The sequence below is a fragment of the Streptomyces sp. GESEQ-35 genome, from assembly GCF_017948485.1.
Classification (GTDB): Bacteria; Actinomycetota; Actinomycetes; order Streptomycetales; family Streptomycetaceae; genus Streptomyces.
In genome coordinates, this window is sequence record NZ_JAFFSX010000099.1 from 1 (window position 1) to 470 (window position 470).

Below are 470 nucleotides of genomic sequence, written 5' to 3' on the forward strand. Positions count from 1 at the left end.
CCGGTGTCATGTACGACGACTACGGCATCCGCGTCGGCAAGGCTCCCGAGGACCTGGAGGGCTACCTGGGCACCGGCAGCGCAGGCAGCGTCCTGTCCGGTCGTGTGTCATACGTGTTCGGGCTTGAGGGTCCGGCGGTGACGGTGGACACGGCGTGCTCGTCATCCCTTGTCGCCCTGCACCTGGCAGCCCAGGCGCTGCGCAACGGCGAGTGCCGACTCGCCCTCGCCGGTGGCACCACCGTCATGGCTGCGCCGACGACTTTCGTGGAGTTCAGTCGGCAGCGGGGACTTGCTCCCGATGGCCGGGTGAAAGCGTTCGCCGATGGTGCCGACGGCACTGTGTGGGGCGAGGGCGTGGGTGTCCTGGTCCTGGAGCGGCTCTCCGATGCCCGGCGCAACGGGCACCGGGTGCTGGCGGTGGTGCGGGGTTCGGCTGTCAATCAGGACGGTGCGAGCAACGGTCTGACC

Annotated in this window: 1 protein-coding gene; it reads left to right on the forward strand. The window is 69.4% G+C overall.

Translation table 11 applies throughout. The features are described from left to right. Positions 1-470 (forward strand): beta-ketoacyl synthase N-terminal-like domain-containing protein (locus tag KCH87_RS48510; protein WP_210594471.1); only part of this gene is annotated, 470 nt, incomplete at both ends.